This is a genomic window from Streptomyces viridochromogenes (assembly GCF_001270495.1).
In the GTDB taxonomy this organism is placed as follows: Bacteria; Actinomycetota; Actinomycetes; order Streptomycetales; family Streptomycetaceae; genus Streptomyces; species Streptomyces viridochromogenes_A.
In genome coordinates, this window is sequence record NZ_LGUR01000219.1 from 82,474 (window position 1) to 98,155 (window position 15,682).

The following is a 15,682-nucleotide window of genomic DNA, read 5'->3' on the forward strand; positions in this document are numbered from 1 at the left end:
GGCGGACCCGGTAGCGTGACCCGACGATTCACAAGGTCCCCCATTAGTAGGAGTCCCGGTGACGCAGAGTGGACGGGGCGAGGAGCCCTCGGCGCGACCCGCGCGCGAAGGCATCGTGCTGCCCTCCGACGGCGGTGAGCCGCTGCTGCCGGGCATGATCGGTGGGCAGAGCGGCCAGCCGACGTCGGTTCCGGCCGCGCCGCCGGCCACGCCCCAGCCCTCGGCACCGCCCGGCGGCCAGTCCTGGGGCAGCCCCTGGGGGCCCGAGCAGACCCCGCCCGCGCAGTCGCCGCAACCGCCGGCCGCGCCGGGGCAGACCTGGGGAACGCCGCCCGGCCAGTCCTGGGGCGGGCAGCAGGAACAGCAGCAGCCGTACCCGGGCGGCCACGCCGGGGCGTCGCCGTCGCCGGCTCCGTGGGGCGCGGCGCCGGATGCCGCCGGGGGCACGCCGTCCGAGTCGGCCCAGCCGTTGCCGCCGGAGGGTGTGTCGTACGGCGGGGGAGCGCAGGGCACGCCGTCGTACGGCCAGGGGGCGCCGGCCGGCGGAGCGCCCCTGCCGGCGCGGCAGCAGTACCCGCAGCAGCCCCAGCAGCCGCAGCCGCCGTACGGTCAGGGCGGTGGCCCGTCGGCTCCGCTGCCTCCGGCCGGCGGCCAGGCGTACGGTGCTCCCGGCTTCGACGGTGCGCTGCCGCCTGCCCAGCAGGGCGGCCAGAGCGCGCCGATGCCGCCCGCCGGTCCCGGTGCCGGTGGCTTCGGGGCCCCGTTGCCCCCGGCCGACGAAGGCGCCACCCAGTACATACCGCCCGTCGCCGCGCCGCCCGCGCCCGTAGCCGACGAAGGAGTGACGCAGTACATCCCGCCGGTGGGGCCCGGGGCGCTGCCCCCCGAGGTGCCCGGTGAGAGCACGCAGATCCTGGGGCGGGCCCGGCAGGGCGGCGGCGCCGGTCCGCAGGGCGGCGCCGGAGCGATGCCGGCGGCCGCTTCCGGGACCGACGCGGACGCCACTCAGTACATCCCGCCCGTGACCGGCCAGCCGGGCGGGGCGGCCCAGCCGGGGCCGGGGCGGCAGCCGCTCTCCGACTTCGACAACCTCTTCCGCAGCGAGCCGGGCGGCGAACCCCCGGCCGCGGCCACCCAGCAGCTGCCGCGCTTCCAGCAGCCCCAACCGCAGCCTCAGGGCCCGCGCGAGACGGGGTACTTCCCGCCCGGCCCCCACGGACAGCACGGGCATCACGGACAGCCTGGCTCGCACGGCCCGAACGCCGACGACATCGGCGGGGGAGGCCGCGGCGGCCGTCGTACGGGCTCTCGGGTGCCGCTCATGGCTGCCGTGGGCGTCGGCATCGCCGTTCTCGGCATCGGTGCGGGCGCGATGCTCGCCGGTGGGGGCGGGGACGACCAGAAGAGCGACGACAACAGGCCGGTGTCCGCCACGGCTCCGGCGACCGAGGGTTCCCCGTCGCCGTCCGAGGACCCGGCCGAGCAGCAGGCGATCGCGCTGGACAAGCTTCTGGCGGACAGCGGCGACAGCCGTACCACCGTGATCAAGGCCGTGGCCGCTGTGAAGTCCTGCGGCAACCTCCCGCAGGCCGCCACCGACCTGCGGGGCGCGGCCAAGCAGCGCAACCAGCTGGTCACCGACCTGTCCAAGCTCTCCGTCGACCAGCTCCCGAGCCACACCGAGCTGACCACCGCGCTGACCAAGGCGTGGCAGGCGTCGGCGTCCGCCGACAACCACTACGCGGCGTGGGCGGACCAGGTGGCGGCCAAGAAGGGGCAGCTCTGCAAGAAGGGCCAGGCCCGTTCCACCGGCCAGACCCAGGCCGGCAACCGGGCCAGCGGCACGGCCAGCGCGGAGAAGAAGGCGGCCGCGCAGCTGTGGAACACGATCGCCAAGAAGTACGGGCTGACGGAGCGCCAGCCGACGCAGCTGTAGAACGGGCGCCGGGCGGTCTGTTCAGTGCGGTTCAGGGCAGTGCAGTTCAGTTCAGCTGGGCGCTCTGGAGTGTCCGCGTCACGTCGATGAAGCCCTTGCGGGCCGCCACCAGCCTGCCCTCGCGTACGACCTGGAGGGTCACCTTGCGGTTGACCAGGCGGGGGTAGCCGACGGCGGCCAGGACGTCCTGGAACTTCCACTGGAGGGTCGGCGTGAGCCCGCCCGTGGAGACCTTCAGGCCCTTGTTCAGGGCCTCTCGCACGGAGTCGGCGGTGACGGCGCCGTCGCCGAGCGACTCGACGACCTTCTTGAACGCCGTGTACGCGATCCACGTGGTCTGCACTCCGGCGTCCGCGGGATCGATGCGGTTGTCGCCGAAGGCCTGCTCGCTGATCACCTTCTTCATCGGGTCCCAGCGCGGATCGCTCGCGACGGGGTACCAGCCGGTGATGTACGACCCCTCGTAGGGGCTGGACGCCCCGCCGTTGGCGTTGATCACGGTCTGGTCGACGCTGCCGAGGACGGTGGCGGTGCGCACATCGGCGTGGTCCTCGCGGGCGCGCCGGAAGGAGTCCATGAAGGTGGTGGTGCGATCGCCGAGGGCGGGCACCACACATCCCGGGTCCGACAGGTCGGTGGTGGAGGAGTGCCGGAGCGCCCGCTCCGACTGGCCGCCGTACTCGGTGGCGTCCTCCTCGGCGAGCTGGTCGGCGGCGCTCGGGTGCCCGCCCGCCCTGAGGCCGGAGTTGAGCAGCGGCGGCAGCTCGTCGCCCGCGATGCTGTCGGGACGTACCAGCGCGATGCGGCCGCAGGAGCGGGCCAGTTCCCGGCCGAGGCCGGCCAGGAGGGTGGGCTGGCCGCCGTTGACGGGGTAGGAGAGCGGGCTGGTGAATTCGGCGTTGGTGATGCCGTAGCCGCCTATGTACGGGATTCCGGCGCCCTCCAGCGAGGGCAGGAAGGTGTCGCCGTACTGGCTGTAGGAGCCGAGGACGGCGACGACGTTCTCCTCGATCGCGCGGTCGGCGCACCGGGCCGCGGCCACGCTGTCGTTGCGGTCGTTGCAGGTGAGAACCTTGAGCTTGCGGCCGCCGATGCCGCCGCGGGCGTTGACCCAGCGGGCGTACGCCTGCGCGAAGGCGGGCATGCCGGGCTTGTTGGTCGCCTTGGTGTTCTCCGGCGCCCAGGTCATCACGGTGATCGTGTCGTCCCCGGAACCCCCCGTGGTACCGGGGATGACACCACATCCGACGGCCAGCGACGCGCACGCCACCAGTGCCCCCGCAGCGCGTGCGGAGGCTCGGACGGGCCGGTTGGTGATCGTGGGGAGGACGGTGCTGCGGGTGCGTCGCCTGCCGGTCATGGATACGCACGATTCCGCCACACCACTAACCCGAGCGTGACCCTTGGTTATCCTTCAGTGACGGGAAGGTGAATTACGGGGGTCGGTGAGGCGCCTGTGAGGGGGAACGTACGATCGATGACCGTGCAAGGTTCGGATAGCTCTTCCCGTCGCGCCCGTCGCTCCTCCACCATGGGCGGCATGCCACTCAACGACATGCCGTGGTGGCGCTGGCGCAGCAATGTGCGCTCCGCGCTGCACATGCTCTCCGATCCGGTCTTCCAGCGTGAGGTCTGGCTGGCCGGCGTCGACGGATACGGCGACGTGACCGACGCCGTGTACCGCCTCGTCGAGGACACCTGGCTGGACAACTGGTCCGCCGAGAAATACGTCGGCACGATCTTCCGTGACTCGCAGGAGGCGGCGCTCGTCGACACCGCCGTGCTGCGCGTGCTGCGGATCATGCATCAGGTCGGCCCGGACGCGCAGGTCGCCGCGTACCTGGAGAACCAGGGGTGGCCGGAGGCGGTGCGGGCGGCGCGCGACGCGCATGTCCGGATGGCCATGGCCGACGGCGAGGACCCGGACGCCCCACCGCGGACACTGGAAGTGCTGGCGATCATGACGCGGTCCGCGTAGGCGGTCCGGGCAGAGGGGCGGGTACGCGGTCCGGGTAACGGGACGGCTGTCCCGTGCGGGGGCCGGATATGGGACCCTGTGCTGCATGAACCAGCAGTCCAGCCGAGCCGCGGTCTCCTCCGACCAGTACGTCCTCACCCTCGCCTGCCCCGACAAGCAGGGCATCGTGCACGCCGTGTCGAGCTACCTCTTCATGACCGGCTGCAACATCGAGGACAGTCAGCAGTTCGGCGACCACGACACGGGACTGTTCTTCATGCGCGTCCACTTCTCGGCGGAGGCGCCGGTGACGGTGGACAAGCTGCGGGCGAGCTTCGCGGCGATCGGTGACGCCTTCCAGATGGACTGGCAGATCCACCGGGCCGAGGAGAAGATGCGGATCGTGCTCATGGTCAGCAAGTTCGGGCACTGCCTGAACGACCTGCTGTTCCGGGCGCGGATCGGGGCGCTGCCGGTGGAGATCGCCGCCGTGGTGTCCAACCACACCGACTTCGCCGAGCTCGTGGGGTCGTACGACATCCCCTTCCACCACATCCCGGTGACCAAGGACAACAAGGCCGAGGCCGAGGCCCAGCTGCTGGAGATCGTGCGGGAACAGGGCGTGGAGCTGGTCGTGCTCGCCCGGTACATGCAGGTGCTCTCCGACGATCTGTGCAAGGCGCTCAGCGGGCGGATCATCAACATCCACCACTCCTTCCTGCCGAGCTTCAAGGGTGCGAAGCCGTATCACCAGGCGCACACGCGCGGTGTGAAGCTGATCGGGGCGACGGCGCACTATGTGACCGCTGACCTCGACGAGGGGCCGATCATCGAGCAGGAGGTCGAGCGGGTGGGGCATGACGTCACGCCGGACCAGCTCGTGGCGATCGGCCGCGATGTGGAGTGCCAGGCGCTGGCCCGGGCGGTCAAGTGGCATGCCGAGCGGAGGATCCTGCTGAACGGGCGGCGGACGGTCGTCTTCGCCTAGTCGCTCGGAGGTACTGGTTCGGGGGCGGCCGCGGGTAGTCGTTGGCTGATCGCGCAGTTCCCCGCGCCCCTTGGAAGGTACGTGCAGTGGACGTGCTTTTAGGGGCGCGGGGAACTGCGCGACAAGCCCCCACTCACCCGCAGCCGCCCGCGAACCCCCGACCCACCCCTACATCCGGCTCAAGCTCGCCGCAGCCAACAGCACATCCCTGATCGCGGCACGATCACCCACCTGCCCCGCCGCAGCCTCCGCAGGAGCCACGTGGCCCGCCGCCAGTCGGCAGAACTCCGCGCCGTCCAGGGCGACATGGGCCACCTCGTGCTCGGCGGAGCCCACCGCCGCCGGGGAGTCCAGCGGGATCAGCCACTCCCCGCCACCCGAGCCCTCGATCTCCAGGCGGAGGCTACGGCCGGGCTCTCCCGCAGGGACAAGGTGCCGACCCGGTGCCGGCGCCGCCAGCCCCGCGCGGCGCCGAGCCGACAGCACCGTGGGCAGCATGCGGGCCGCGAGGCCGACCATCTGGTGCAAGTCGCTGCCGGACGGCGGCTCGTACGGGTAGTCCACCGCCTCGGCGATGTCCTCGGCGTGCACCCAGCACTCGAAGGCGCGGTCCAGCATCGCGTCGTGCAGCGGCAGCTCGAAGTCGCCGTACGGGACGGACAGTTTCCCCCTGCCGCCACCCCCGTCCCCGCCCCCGCCCGTGAAGGACACCGTGCGGACCAGGGCGTGGGTCTGCTCCCGCCAGGGTGCGCGGACGGCGCGGGTCGGCGGGAAGTGCGAGGCCCGCCAGTACGCGTCCGTGCGCGCGGCCGGGGTCGGGCGGTCGGCGGTCACCTCGCCCATCGGGTCCTCCAGGCCCAGGGCGATCGCCACCAGCCCGTCGACCGTCAGCAGATGGGCGATGACCCCGGCGACGGTCGTGCGACGGCTCGTCGGCTCGTCCTTCTCGAACCACCGCAGCCGCACGGGCGCGTGCCACTCGGCGTCCCCGAAGTCCTGGAGCAGGGCGTCCAGGCGGGCCGTCTCCGCGTCGTACGGCGTCGCCCACTCGGGAACCGGGATGCGCGGTGGGCGCCGCTCCAGGCAGCCCTCCAGGACGCGGGCGCGCAGGGAGGGGGCCAGGTCGAGGCTCTCGGCGGGGTGCAGCAGGCCGACGGCCTCGCGCAGCCGCCGCGCCTCGTCCGCGCAGAGGCCGCAGTCGCCGAGGTGCTCCTCGACGGCCGCCGTCTCCTCCGTCGAGCAGGCGGCCAGCGCCCACGCGCCGAGGAGCGACTTCAGGACGCGGTGTTCGAGGACGAGCGGGGCGGGGCGCGGCGTCGGGTCGCCGAGGTCCTCCAGGGCGGGCAGCGGGCGTCCGGTGTCCTCGACGGAGGCGCGGGGGAGCGGTATGCGGGGCGGCTGGTCCGGGCTCGGGTCCGGGGTGGGGCGCTGGTCGTCGCCGTTGCCGCCGCTCATGCCGTCGGCTCCGCTGGTGGCGTCTCTGGAGCCGTTCTCGCCCTTCGCCCCCTTCGCCCTCTCGGTTCCCTCGGTCTCCTTGGGCTCCTTGGTCTCCTGGGTTTCCTTGTGCTCTTCCTGATCTTCTTCCGGGTCCCGGTCCGGATCCCTGTCCGGAAACCGCTGTGCCTCGTTCACGCCGCACCTCCGTAGCCCGGCGGCGCTCCCGGGGCGGCTCCGGCGTCGTGGGCGGTGGACAGCAGTTGCAGGCCCAGGCGGAGACGGCGGCGGGCCTCGTCCTCGGTGACGCCGAGGTCGGCGGCGGTCTGGCGGTAGTCGCGGCGCTGGAAGTAGGCCAGTTCCAGGGCGGCGCGCAGCGGGACGGGCATGGACTGGACGATGTAGTCGGCGCGGGCGGCGACCGAGGCGTGCCGCACCTTGCGCTCCAGTTCCTCGGTGGAGCCCTGGCCGGCCTGGGCGAGGGCGGCGGTCTCGGTGGCGCGCAGTCGCTGCACGGCGAGGCGGTGGGTCAAGGTGGCGACCCAGGAGCGCAGCGGGCCCTGCTTGGGGTCGTAGGCGTCGGGGTGCTCCCAGACGTGGGCGAAGACGTCGCGGGTGAGGTGGTCGGCTGCGCGCTCGTCACCCAGCACGGTGTGGGCGAGGCCGTGCACGAGCGAGGAGAACCGGTCGTAGAGCTCGCCGAGGGCGGCCGCCTCGCCGCGGGCGAGCCGCTGCTGCATCTTGCGGTCCCAGCGGGGCGGTGCGTCCTTCTTCGCCATACGGCCCCCCTCACCGGTCCGTGCTGTCCAGCGTGCGTCCTCCGTCTCCCTGAATGTAGTCGGCACGTCTGACAACGCACGCCCCTTTGTCGCAATGTGCGCCCCTTGTTGAGCCATGGCTGGTGACGCACCTCGCACTCGTGGTAGAGGACTTCGCACTCGGATCACCCACGGACCCCACTCGGACCCGCCCCCGGTCGGCTACCCGGCCACCGCGTGATCAGACTCGATCGAACAGGATCGAATGCGATTGAAACAAGCCTTTTCTGATCGGTGACCGTTTTCTGGAGGGTGTTTCAGGGAACAGCCGCTGGGCAGCCGCGCTGCAAGGAAGCGTAGGTATCACTTCCGGTTCGGCGAGCGAGGGGCGTGGTGGTGACGTTGAAAGTGACCGGCGGCGAGCGAGGCGACTGGGCTGTGCTCCAGGTGTCGGGCGAGCTGGATCTGGTGACCTCGCCGGTGATGCGTCAGCACATCCATGACGTGGTGGCCGAGGGGCGCCACAGCCTCGTCCTCGACCTCTCCGAGGTCATGTTCTGCGACTCCAGCGGCGTCGGTGTCCTCATCGCCGCCCGCCGCCTCATCCGCTCCTGCCAGGGCAGCCTGCGGCTGATACTCCCGGCGCAGGGCGCGGCCGACGGGTCGCACGTCAACCGCGTCCTGGGGGCGCTGGGGGTACGCCGGCTCTTCGAGGTCTACCCGGATGTCGCGGCGGCGGTCGCGGACGACACTCGTCCGCTGTCGGCCTGAACAGCCCCGATGACCGTCGGTAGTGCCACACGGTTGCCCCGAAATTCCCCCGGTCTTGGCACAACCGCCGCTTTCCCGCGCCCGGAGGCCCCCCGGCGTCGTACGCTCCGTGCAGAGGTACCCCACGTGACGTAAGGCGGCCCGATAAGACATGGTCAGTAGCGAGTACGAGCGCAGGAGCGCCGCCCGGTTCGCCACCTTCGACCAGGACGGCAACGGCTACATCGACCGGGAGGACTTCAGCGCGGCGGCCAAGGCGCTGCTCGCGGAGTTCGGCATCGCAGCCCGGTCCGACAAGGGTCAGGCGCTGTACGGCGGAGCCGAGGCGTTCTGGCAGGGCATGGCCGGGATCGCGGACCGGGACGGCGACCAGCGCATCACCCGCGAGGAGTTCGTGAACGGCGCGGTCAAGCGGCTGCGGGACAACCCGGACCGCTTCGCCGAGATCGCCCGCCCCTTCCTGCACGCCGCCCTCGACCTGGCCGACTCCGACGGTGACGGAGCCGCCACGGTCGCCGACACCGTACGCGTGCTCGGCTGCCTCGGCGTCCAGCAGGACGTGGCCCAGGCGGCCGCCGGCTCGCTCGACACCGACGGCGACGGCAAGGTGGCGGAGGACGAGATCATCACCGCGTTCGCCCGCTACTTCACCGTCCCCGAGTGACCCTGACCCCTGTGGGACCGGCTCCTGTGGGTCTGATCCCTGTGGGACTGATCCCTACGTCCCCGAGAAGCGCTCCCTGAGCTTGTACTTGAGCACCTTGCGCAGGGTCTCGTTGCGTGGAAGGGCGTCCACCACCTCCAGCTGCTCCGGCAGCTTGTGCGTCGACAGCCCTTCCCCGCGCAGATACGACGTCAGCGCCTCCAGGGTCAGCTGGTCCGCGCCGGCCGGCTGTTCCACGACCGCGCAGACCCGTTCCCCGCGCTCCGCGTCCGGCAGCCCGATCACGGCCACGTCCCCGACCGCCGGATGCCGGTGCAGCAGGTCCTCGATCTCCTTCGCCGAGACGTTCTCCCCCTTGCGGATGATCACGTCCTTCAGGCGGCCGGTCAGCACCAGATGCCCGCTCTCCGTCAGATACCCGAGGTCACCGGTCCGCAGGAACCCTTCCTCGTCGAAGGCCGCCGCTGTCTGCGCCGGGTCCAGATAACCCCGGCACACCGTCTCCCCGCGCAGCCGCACCTCCCCCTCCACGATCCGTATCTCCATCTCCCGCGGCGGCCGCCCCTCGGTCGTCGCCAGGTTCTCCGCCGTGTCGTCCGGCGCCCCCATCGTGATCATCGGCACCTCGGTCATGCCGTATCCGTGCGTCAACTGCACGCCCATCTCGCGGACCACGGCGTGATAGAGCTCCGGCGGCTTCGGCGCGCCACCGCCCGCCAGCAGCCGCAGCGAGGGAACGGCCTTCACACCGTCCGGCTGCCGGCGCTGCTCCGCCAGGAACATCGAGTAGAACGCCGTCGACCCGCCGGCGATCGTCACACCGTGTCCGCGGTACCGCTCCAGCGCGTCCGGCAGCGCGAACTGCTCGAACATCACCGCGGGGAAGCCGTACAGCAGGACCATCACCATGTAGTCCGGGCCGCCTATGTGCGCGTACGGAAAGGCGATCGACCCGATGTCCTCGGCGGTCGGACGCAGCGCGTGTGCCAGGCAGGAGCCGCCCGCGATCAGTGACCGGTCCGTGTGCAGCACGCCCTTGGGGTCGGACGTCGTCCCCGAGGTCCAGTAGATCCAGCGCACCGACGTGCCCTGGTCGGGCGGTGCGGGCAGGACCGACGGATCGCCGTCCGGCAGGGTGTCGTACGCCTCGAAGATCCCCTTCGCGCCCAGCCGCCGCGCCATCCCCGTGTGGTCGAAGCCCCGCCACTCGCCCGGCACCGCGAAGAACTCCGCCTTCGACTCCCGCAGCGCGAACCCGACTTCGCGGTCCCGGTAGAAGGGGATGACCGGCGACTGCACGGCGCCGAGGCGGGCCAGCGCGAAGGACAGCACGGCCGTCTCGATACGGGTGGGCAGCTGCCAGGCGACGACCGTGCCGGGGCGTACGCCCATGTCGTACAGGCCCGCCGCCACACGCTCGGCACGCGCGCGTAGATCGCCGAAGGACAGGGTGCGGTCGTCCTGGAGGAGGGCGGGGCGGCCGGGGGTCAGTTCGGCACGGCGTGCCACCAGTTCCCAGAGTGTGCGCGAGGAACCCAGGGCGTGTGCGGTGTCGGTCACGACAACCCCCTCTGGCTGACGGTGTGTCAGATCTCGCCGAGAGCGTAGGGCTCGACGCCTTGTCGGTCCAGGGGTGCGGGGCTAGCCTGCTCATAAATCTGACGGACCATCAGATAGATGATGTCAGGTGACGTCAGGTGACGTCAGGTGACGTCAGGTGACGTCAGGTGATGTCAGTGATGGCAGGTGATGGATGGACCTCACGTACACACCCGAAGAGGACGAGTTCCGGGCGCGGTTGCGGGAGTGGCTGGGCAGGGTCCTTCCGGCGCTCCCGCCGAAGCCGTCCCCCGACGACTGGCCCGGACGCCGTGCCTACGACCTCGGCTGGCAGCGCAGGCTGTACGACGCCGGGTACGCCGACGTCCACTGGGACGCGTCCCCGACCGTACGGCTGATCTTCCTGGAGGAGACCGAGAAGGCGGGCGCGCCCTATGTGGGGGCCAACTTCGTCGGGCTGCTGCACGCGGGGCCGACCATCGCAGCCGAGGGAACCGCCGGGCAGCGGGCGCGCTGGCTGCCGCCGATCCTGCGCGGGGACGAGGTCTGGTGCCAGGGCTTCAGCGAGCCGGACGCCGGATCCGACCTCGCGGCACTGCGCACGCGCGCGCGTAGGGACGGCGACGACTATGTGGTGAGTGGGTCCAAGATCTGGACCTCCCATGCCGAAGTCGCCGACTGGTGCGAACTGTTGGTCCGCACCGACCCCGAGGCGCCCAGGCACCGCGGGATCAGCTGGCTGGCCATGCCCATGGACGCGCCGGGCGTCACCGTCCGGCCGCTGCGGACCCTCGCCGGGTCGGCCGAGTTCGCAGAGGTGTTCCTCGACGAGGTGCGGGTGCCGGTCGCCAACCGGGTCGGGGACGAGAACGACGGCTGGCGCGTGACGATGGTGACCCTGTCCTTCGAGCGCGGCACGGCCTTCGTGGGCGAGGTCGTCGCCTGCCGCCGGGTCCTGCGCGAACTCGCCGCCGAGGCGCACAAGAACGGGCGCTGGGACGATCTCGTACTCCGGCGCCGGCTGGGGCGGCTGAACGCCGAGTTCCGGGCGCTGTGGCGGCTGACGCAGTGGAACGTGAGCGAGGCGGAACTGGGCGGTGGGGTGCCGGGCGTGGGGGGTTCGGTTTTCAAACTGAGGTATTCGCATGCCCGCCAGGACCTCTACGACGCCGCGGCCGACGTGCTGGGGCCGGAGTCGCTGGACCTCGGCCGGCCGTGGGTGCTCGACCGGCTGTCCTCGCTGTCGTACACCATCGCCGCCGGTACTTCGCAGATCCAGCGGAACATCGTGGCCGAGCGGATCCTCGGGCTGCCGAAGGGGCGGTGACGGATGAGGTTCCAACTGACCGAGGACCAACGGGCGTTGCGCAGCGGCGTGCGGGAGATGCTGGCGCGGCGCTTCGGCCCGGAGGCGCTCAGGGCCGTCCTCGCCGAGCCCGGCCGCCTGGACCGGGCCCTGTGGCGGGAGCTCGGCGCGGCCGGCTTCTTCGCGCTACGGCTGCCGGAGGCGCGGGGCGGAGTCGGACTCGGCCTGCCCGAGGCGGTGTTGGCCTTCGAGGAGGCCGGGCGGGCGCTGCTGCCCGGGCCTCTGGTGGCCACGCACCTCGCGGCCGGGGCGGTGCCGGGCGCGGCCACCGGGGAGACGGTAGTGGCGGACGTCGGCAACGGGCTGGTGGAGTGGCTCGCGGAGGCGGACGTCGTACGAGGGGCCGTGGCCGGGGCCGTACCGCTGCGGTCGGTCGACCCGCTGACGCCCCTGCACCGGGTTCCCGCGGGCACGGGCGTGGCCCCCGTAGCCGTACTCCTCACCGCGGCCGAACAGTTGGGCAGCGCCACACGCGCGTGCGAGCTGGCCGTGCAACACGCCCGGACGCGTGAGCAGTTCGGGCAGCCGATCGGGGCCTTCCAGGCCGTGAAACATCTGTGTGCGGAGATGCTGGTGCGGACGGAGACGGCCCGTGTCGCCGTCTACGCGGCGGCCGTCACGGCCCACCCGGCCGACATCGACACCGCCCGGCTGCTCGCCGACGAGGCCGCCGTGCGCGGTGCCCGCGACTGCCTCCAGGTGCACGGCGGCATGGGGTTCACCTGGGAGTTCGAGCTCCATCTGCATCTGAAACGCGCATGGGTGCGGACTCATCGTGCGGGGCCAGCTACGGAGAGTGAGGAGAATCTGGCGGCCGAGCTTCTCGCCGAATCGGCCTGAAGGCCGCTGGTCTGCGATGTCGTCGACGGCCCCGGCGCGGATGTCGCGGATTGTGGCATACCGGAATTACGGAGCGTTGATATCGGGTTGTGTCCTACGCGTGACTCGTCACGGCCTGGAGTCGGCCGTCCGCTCCGGTACCTTGTGTGAGATGCGAGTGGTTCCGAGCACGAGCCATCCCGGAGTTGCCCTCGAGGCGGCTCCGGATCCGGCGGTGCGCGCCGCTGTTCGCAAGGCGGGAGGGCGTTCTGCCCCCGCCTGTTCGACTCCCCACGACAAGCGTCGCACAGTATGCCGCAGGGGTACTCCTTCGCGCTGGAATATGCCCGAAGCGCTTGTTGGGGTGACTGTACGTCAACCATGCTGTCAGCTAAGGGATTCACGTTCCGTGACCCTGGCTTTGGCCATTGTTCTGGCCATGAAGAGAATGGCTAGGATCGTGGCCCTCGTGAGGCGCGGGGCTATGTGTCCGCCGGTTCGGATGGTGTGAGCGGTGCAGGTGCTTCAAGTGCAGCTGGAGATCCGGCCCGACCCCGCTGAGGTGGGGCGAGCCCGGCGGTGGGCGCGCTCGCGCCTCGCCGGGTCCGGGATAGAGGCCGACGGGCCGCTCGCCGAGACCCTGATCCTGCTCGTCTCCGAACTGGTCACCAACGCCGTGGTGCACACCGGCTGTCCGGCCGTGCTGCGTCTGTCGCTGCCGGGAGCGGCCCAGGACTGCGCCACCGTACGGCTGGAGGTGGCCGACCGCAGTGGCCGGGCGCCGGTGCCCCGGTGTGCCGACGGTGACGCGACGGGCGGCCGTGGACTCGCCCTGGTCGACGGTCTCGCGGACCGGTGGGGCTGGAGCTCCGAGGGGGCCGGCAAGCGGATCTGGTGCGAACTGGACCGCGCCGCGGAGTCGGCGGCGTCCGCGTCCGCCTACGGGAGCGGGGCGTCGGCGTACGAGGGGCTCGCGTACGAAGCGGTGTGACGGGCGCACGGCGCCACAACTCCGCCGGGTTCGGTGCACGGTTGCAGAAAGCGCTGTCCCTCCTGCTCGGGTCGCCATGGGTGCGCCCGGGCATGCTTCTGTGCGCGCCTGCCGCAAATAGGGCTTAAGTAACAAATCCCCGAGTGGGTGTTGACGCCGCGTGTCCGGTTGATCACGCTTGTGGTCAGCGATTCGCCGCGAGGGGACGACGAGGGCTTCGGTGACGGAAGCCCTTGCCGAGTGTGGGTCGTGATTCGGCGTCGGTTCTCTCAGGGCAGGGGGCGGGGAACCGGGGCGGGAACGCCGGAGTCGGATGGCGGCGCGGTGCCGTGCTCGGGGCGGCCAGGGCCGCGCCGCCAGCCGACCTCGTCAGAGCACGGCCACGGGTGCGACGGGAGTCCCTGTCCCGCCGACGAAGGGCTCGGGCATCGCCGACAGCAGGAACGCGTAGCGGCCCTCTTCTCCACAGGCTGTGGACAACTTTTCGAGATTCCAGTTCTGGCCCTGGAGCATCCCCATTTCCACCAGGTCGAGCGCGTGCACCGGAAGCCACAAATCCTCTTTCTCCGGCGGAAATATCTCAAACGTGAGGGTGTCGTTGGCCACCGCCGCCACATCGCGCGCGTGGAACCACTCCGGGGTCCGGATCGACAGCCCGGGTGAGGGATAGCCGTACCCGTGCTTGTCACCGGCGAGATACACCTGGATCTGCCCCGTCCGTACGAGCACGATGTCGCCGGCGCGCACGCGCGTGCCCGCCAGTTCCTCGGCCGCCTCCAGGTCCTCCGGGGTGACCGCGTGCCCGCCGTCGAGTCGCGTGACGCCACGCGCGCGTGCCACGTCCAGCAGCACCCCGCGCGAGACGATGTGCCGCGCCTTGTCGATGCCGCTGAACTCGGCGCCGCCGTGCGGGGTGATGGAGCCGGCGGGGCGGCCGTTGTAGATCCGGCCCGAGTGCGAGACATGGGTGAGCGCGTCCCAGTGGGTGGCGGCCTGGAGGCCCATGGTCACGGCGTCGTCGCTGCACGCGACGGTTCCCGGGCCGAAGAGCTCCTGGTTGATCTGCACCATGGTGTGCAGGGGGTTCACGCGTCCGGGGATCATCCCGGTCTGCACGCCGTCCTGCTGGAGGGGGAGGGCGAGCGGGACGCGGCGGCCGCTCCGGACGCAGGCGGCCGCCTCGCGGACCACCTCGTCGGTGATCAGGTTCAGGGTGCCGATCTCGTCGTCGCCGCCCCAGCGGCCCCAGTTGTTCACGCGCTTGGCGATCTCGTGGAATGCGTCCGGCAGTGACATGAGTCCTCCCCGGGGCTTGTCTCCGCGTATCTGACGGGTCGTAGAATCAAGTCGAATCTAACGGACCGTCAGAAACTGCGGGAAGGGGCCGGGGCATGGGGAACTTCTTGGCAGGCAAGGTCGTCGCCGTGACGGGCGCGGGTCGGGGTATCGGGCGGGCCGTCGCGCTCGCGGCGGCCGCCGAGGGGGCGCGGGTCGTCGTCAACGACTACGGGGTGTCGGTGGAGGGTGCCTCACCCACCAGCGAGGTCGCCGAGGCCGTGGTCAAGGAGATCGAGTCGGCGGGCGGGGAAGCCGTCGCGGTCGCCGACGACATCTCCACGATGGCGGGCGGACAGCGGGTGGTCGACGTCGCGATGGCGTCGTACGGACGTATCGACGGTGTGGTCTGTGTCGCCGGGATCCTGCGTGAGCGGATGCTGTTCAACATGACCGAGGAGGAGTGGGATCCGGTGGTCGCCACTCATCTGAAGGGGACGTTCACGGTGTTCCGGGCCGCTTCGGCGGTGATGCGGAAGCAGCGGGCCGGGACCTTGATCGGGTTCACCAGCGGAAATCATCAGGGGTCGGTGTCGCAGGCGAACTACAGCGCGGCGAAGGGCGGGATCATCTCGCTCGTGCGGAGCGCTGCGCTGGGCTTGAACCGGTATGGGGTGACCGCCAATGCGGTGGCGCCCGTCGCCCGTACGCGGATGTCGGCCGGGGTTCCCATGGAGCTGACGGAGATCGGGGAGCCGGAGGATGTGGCCGCCCTGGTGGTCTATCTGCTGTCGGACGGGGCGGCGGAGCAGGGGATCACGGGGCAGGTGTACACCGTGGCGGGGCCGAAGATCGCGGTGTGGGCTCAGCCGCGGGAGCTGCGCTCGGCCTATGCGGTGGGGGGTTGGACGCCGGAGCGGATCGCGGAGGTTCTGCCGGGGTCGGTGGGGGTGGATCCGATGCCGATGCTGGAGCGGGTGCGGGAGATGCGGCGGGCTGCGGCCGAGGGGGCACGGCCCAACGCCTAATGGCTCGGGGCGGAAGGTCGTATGGCGGCTGCGGGTTGATCGTGGCTTGTCGCGCCCACGCGGCGGAGCCGCAAATCGACACAGCCCCGCGCCCCTGAAGAAGGGCGTTGTTCCAAGCCGGAGATTGCGAGGAGA

14 protein-coding genes are annotated in these 15,682 nt (G+C 71.3%); 9 read left to right on the forward strand and 5 right to left on the reverse strand.

Annotation, left to right across the window (positions count from 1 at the left end):
- Nucleotides 1-58 precede the first annotated feature (58 nt).
- Entirely contained in the window at nucleotides 59-1,936 is a 1,878-nt protein-coding gene (locus ADK36_RS30105; RefSeq protein WP_053199670.1) for a hypothetical protein, read from the forward strand.
- A 46-nt stretch (nucleotides 1,937-1,982) separates the two neighbouring features.
- On the opposite strand, the gene ADK36_RS30110 is transcribed toward ADK36_RS30105, so the two are convergent.
- Nucleotides 1,983-3,296 carry an ABC transporter substrate-binding protein gene (locus ADK36_RS30110; RefSeq protein ID WP_048581264.1) on the reverse strand — a complete coding sequence of 438 codons (1,314 nt, stop codon included), beginning with the start codon at nucleotides 3,294-3,296 and terminating at the stop codon, nucleotides 1,983-1,985.
- 117 nt (nucleotides 3,297-3,413) lie between these two features.
- On the opposite strand from ADK36_RS30110, the gene ADK36_RS30115 reads away from it, so the two are divergent.
- The gene (locus ADK36_RS30115; protein WP_048581265.1) at nucleotides 3,414-3,914 is read left to right on the forward strand and encodes an SCO4402 family protein; all 501 of its coding nucleotides are present in this window, start codon (nucleotides 3,414-3,416) and stop codon (nucleotides 3,912-3,914) included.
- An 85-nt stretch (nucleotides 3,915-3,999) separates the two neighbouring features.
- Nucleotides 4,000-4,881 (forward strand): formyltetrahydrofolate deformylase, encoded by an 882-nt coding sequence (purU, locus tag ADK36_RS30120; protein WP_048581266.1) that lies wholly within the window; start codon nucleotides 4,000-4,002, stop codon nucleotides 4,879-4,881.
- 168 nt (nucleotides 4,882-5,049) lie between these two features.
- Here purU and ADK36_RS30125 read toward each other — a convergent pair whose 3' ends face one another.
- Entirely contained in the window at nucleotides 5,050-6,513 is a 1,464-nt protein-coding gene (locus ADK36_RS30125; protein ID WP_107083687.1) for an MDMPI N domain containing protein, read from the reverse strand.
- A complete protein-coding gene (locus ADK36_RS30130) occupies nucleotides 6,510-7,094 on the reverse strand; it encodes a sigma-70 family RNA polymerase sigma factor (RefSeq protein WP_048581267.1) in 585 nt (194 codons plus the stop codon). Before ADK36_RS30130 ends, ADK36_RS30125 begins: the two co-directional genes overlap by 4 nt.
- A 369-nt stretch (nucleotides 7,095-7,463) precedes the next feature.
- Here ADK36_RS30130 and ADK36_RS30135 point away from each other — a divergent pair, with 369 nt between their 5' ends.
- Complete coding sequence (locus tag ADK36_RS30135) at nucleotides 7,464-7,844, forward strand: STAS domain-containing protein (RefSeq protein WP_030048523.1); 381 nt, start codon at nucleotides 7,464-7,466, stop codon at nucleotides 7,842-7,844.
- Between the two features lie 151 nt (nucleotides 7,845-7,995).
- Nucleotides 7,996-8,508, forward strand: coding sequence for an EF-hand domain-containing protein (locus ADK36_RS30140; RefSeq protein ID WP_048581268.1), 513 nt, complete (start codon nucleotides 7,996-7,998; stop codon nucleotides 8,506-8,508).
- A gap of 54 nt (nucleotides 8,509-8,562) precedes the next feature.
- Here ADK36_RS30140 and ADK36_RS30145 read toward each other — a convergent pair whose 3' ends face one another.
- Nucleotides 8,563-10,068 (reverse strand): class I adenylate-forming enzyme family protein, encoded by a 1,506-nt coding sequence (locus tag ADK36_RS30145; protein ID WP_048581269.1) that lies wholly within the window; start codon nucleotides 10,066-10,068, stop codon nucleotides 8,563-8,565.
- Nucleotides 10,069-10,261: 193 nt separating this feature from the next.
- Here ADK36_RS30145 and ADK36_RS30150 point away from each other — a divergent pair, with 193 nt between their 5' ends.
- The 3 genes from ADK36_RS30150 (at nucleotide 10,262) to ADK36_RS30160 (ending at nucleotide 13,244) form a co-directional block, all read left to right on the forward strand.
- Nucleotides 10,262-11,395, forward strand: a complete 1,134-nt coding sequence (locus ADK36_RS30150; RefSeq protein WP_048581270.1) for an acyl-CoA dehydrogenase family protein — start codon at nucleotides 10,262-10,264, stop codon at nucleotides 11,393-11,395.
- Between the two features lie 3 nt (nucleotides 11,396-11,398).
- Entirely contained in the window at nucleotides 11,399-12,274 is an 876-nt protein-coding gene (locus ADK36_RS30155) for an acyl-CoA dehydrogenase family protein (RefSeq protein WP_048581271.1), read from the forward strand.
- A 508-nt stretch (nucleotides 12,275-12,782) separates the two neighbouring features.
- Nucleotides 12,783-13,244, forward strand: a complete 462-nt coding sequence (locus ADK36_RS30160) for an ATP-binding protein (RefSeq protein ID WP_048581272.1) — start codon at nucleotides 12,783-12,785, stop codon at nucleotides 13,242-13,244.
- A gap of 369 nt (nucleotides 13,245-13,613) precedes the next feature.
- Here ADK36_RS30160 and ADK36_RS30165 read toward each other — a convergent pair whose 3' ends face one another.
- On the reverse strand, nucleotides 13,614-14,540 hold the full coding sequence (locus ADK36_RS30165; RefSeq protein ID WP_048581273.1) for a cyclase family protein: 927 nt from the start codon (nucleotides 14,538-14,540) through the stop codon (nucleotides 13,614-13,616).
- A gap of 95 nt (nucleotides 14,541-14,635) precedes the next feature.
- Here ADK36_RS30165 and ADK36_RS30170 point away from each other — a divergent pair, with 95 nt between their 5' ends.
- Nucleotides 14,636-15,547: an SDR family NAD(P)-dependent oxidoreductase gene (locus ADK36_RS30170; RefSeq protein ID WP_048581274.1), complete on the forward strand. Its 912-nt coding sequence runs from the start codon at nucleotides 14,636-14,638 to the stop codon at nucleotides 15,545-15,547.
- Nucleotides 15,548-15,682: the final 135 nt, after the last annotated feature.